Below are 2,066 nucleotides of genomic sequence, written 5' to 3'. Positions count from 1 at the left end.
GCGGCCACGGTCACCACGGCCACCACCGCCACAAGAGCTTCGGCCACATGCTGTTCTCCAGCTGAGCACACGAAGGAGCCCCCGGCCGTACGAGACGGCCGGGGGCTCCTTGCTGTGTGGACGATACTGGGATTGAACCAGTGACCTCTTCCGTGTCAGGGAAGCGCTCTCCCGCTGAGCTAATCGTCCGCGGACCGTGACCCGGGGGTCACGGGCAGTGCGCGATACTGGGATTGAACCAGTGACCTCTTCCGTGTCAGGGAAGCGCTCTCCCGCTGAGCTAATCGCGCGGGGGATCTTCGAGAAGATCCGGGATCCGAAGATCCAGTGGACGATACTGGGATTGAACCAGTGACCTCTTCCGTGTCAGGGAAGCGCTCTCCCGCTGAGCTAATCGTCCTTGGAGGTGGAGACGGGATTTGAACCCGTGTAGACGGCTTTGCAGGCCGTTGCCTCGCCTCTCGGCCACTCCACCAGGAGTGTAGGGGATCGGGATGACCCCTTCTTCCTTCGAGCGGACGACGAGGCTCGAACTCGCGACCTCAACCTTGGCAAGGTTGCGCTCTACCAACTGAGCTACGTCCGCTTGTCGTTTCGGTCCGCTTCCGCGTCCCGGCGACGTGTTGAACTCTAGCGGATTCCCCGGCCAGTACAAAAACGCGTTTGCGCAGCGTGCTGCGGTGCGCTCCGCGTACCCCGTGGTCAGCGCCCCCCACGGGACATCCCGGGGTCACCCGGCGGACACCCGACCTAGACTCGACCACGTGCTCCACGACCCCCGCGCACTCCCTCCTCTGGCCCGTTTCGGCGACCGCGTCGCCACGGGTCTGCTCGACGTCACCAGCGACCCGGCCGCCCTGGACTCCACCGGCTTCTGGGCCGTCTGCGCGGACTACGAAGGCCGGCTGACCTGCGCCCGCTTCGCGGACGTACGCGAGGAGCCGGTGCCCGAGCCGCGCCCCGGCCGGTGGCGGGGCCCGCAGCCGGGCCGGTGGACCTCGTCCCTGGACCGCGCCGGATACGTCGCGGCCGTCCACCGCATCCGCGAGTACATCACGGCCGGCGAGGTCTACCAGGTCAACCTCTGCCGGGTGCTCGGCGCGCCCGTCGCCCCCGACGCCGACGTGGACGCCCTGACCGCCGTGCTGGCCCGCGGCAACCCGGCGCCGTACGCGGGCACGATCCGCCTGCCGGAGCACGGCGTGGAGATCGCCACCGCCTCTCCCGAGCTGTTCCTGCGCCGGGCCGGCCGCGTCGTCGAGTCCGGCCCGATCAAGGGCACCGCGCGCACCGAGGCCGAGCTCCTGGACAAGGACCACGCCGAGAACGTGATGATCGTGGACCTGGTCCGCAACGACCTCGGGCGGGTCTGCGAGACCGGCAGCGTGACCGTGCCCGACCTGTGCGTGGTGGAGAAGCACCCCGGGCTCGTCCACCTCGTCTCCACCGTGCGCGGCGAGCTGCGCCCGGACGCCGGCTGGCCCGAGCTGCTGACCGCGGCCTTCCCGCCCGGCTCGGTCACCGGCGCCCCCAAGCCGAGCGCCATGAGGATCATCGAGGAGCTGGAGACGGCACCGCGCGGCCCCTACTGCGGCGGCATCGGCTGGGTGGACGCCGACCGGGGCACCGGCGAGCTGGCCGTGGGCATACGCTCCTTCTGGATCGACCGCGCCGACGGCACCCTGCGCTTCGGCGCGGGCGCCGGCATCACCTGGGGGTCCGACCCGGAAGGGGAGTGGCGGGAGACCGAGCTGAAGGCGGCCCGGCTGCTCGCGGTGGCGTCCGGCGCGTACGAGGTACCCGAGGAGGCCAGCGGATGAGGATCTGGCTGGACGGCGGGCTGCGCGAGGCGGAGACCGCCCGGGTCTCCGTCCTCGACCGCGGCCTGACCGTCGGCGACGGCGTCTTCGAGACCGTGAAGACGGTCCACGGCCGGCCCTTCGCGCTCACCCGGCACCTCGACCGGCTGACGCGCTCGGCCCGCGTCGTCGGCCTGCCCGAGCCCGACCGCGACGAGATCCGCCGCGCCTGTACGGCCGTACTGGAGGCCGTCCCGATGCCGCTGG

Annotated in this window: 2 protein-coding genes and 5 tRNA genes; 2 read left to right on the top strand and 5 right to left on the bottom strand. The window is 71.0% G+C overall.

Annotated features, from left to right (window positions below):
- Positions 1–117 precede the first annotated feature (117 nt).
- From H5J33_RS32650 to H5J33_RS32630, 5 genes are all read right to left on the bottom strand, one after another.
- Positions 118–189 (bottom strand) — tRNA-Val (locus H5J33_RS32650).
- A 29-nt stretch (positions 190–218) separates the two neighbouring features.
- Positions 219–290 (bottom strand) — tRNA-Val (locus tag H5J33_RS32645).
- Between the two features lie 38 nt (positions 291–328).
- Positions 329–400, bottom strand: a tRNA-Val gene (locus tag H5J33_RS32640).
- A gap of 1 nt (position 401) precedes the next feature.
- Positions 402–475, bottom strand: a tRNA-Cys gene (locus H5J33_RS32635).
- A gap of 38 nt (positions 476–513) precedes the next feature.
- A tRNA-Gly gene (locus H5J33_RS32630) sits at positions 514–586 on the bottom strand.
- 178 nt (positions 587–764) lie between these two features.
- Between H5J33_RS32630 and H5J33_RS32625 the strand changes: the two genes are divergently transcribed.
- The gene (locus tag H5J33_RS32625) at positions 765–1,820 is read left to right on the top strand and encodes a chorismate-binding protein (protein ID WP_181798330.1); all 1,056 of its coding nucleotides are present in this window, start codon (positions 765–767) and stop codon (positions 1,818–1,820) included.
- On the top strand, positions 1,817–2,066 hold a 250-nt coding region (locus tag H5J33_RS32620; RefSeq protein ID WP_181798329.1), incomplete at its 3' end, for an aminotransferase class IV. The genes H5J33_RS32625 and H5J33_RS32620, both read left to right, overlap by 4 nt.

The organism is Streptomyces sp. WELS2 (assembly GCF_013870595.1).
GTDB lineage: Bacteria > Actinomycetota > Actinomycetes > Streptomycetales > Streptomycetaceae > Streptomyces.
The sequence above is the reverse complement of the archived record's forward strand: the minus strand, read 5'-3'. Positions and strand labels throughout refer to the sequence as shown.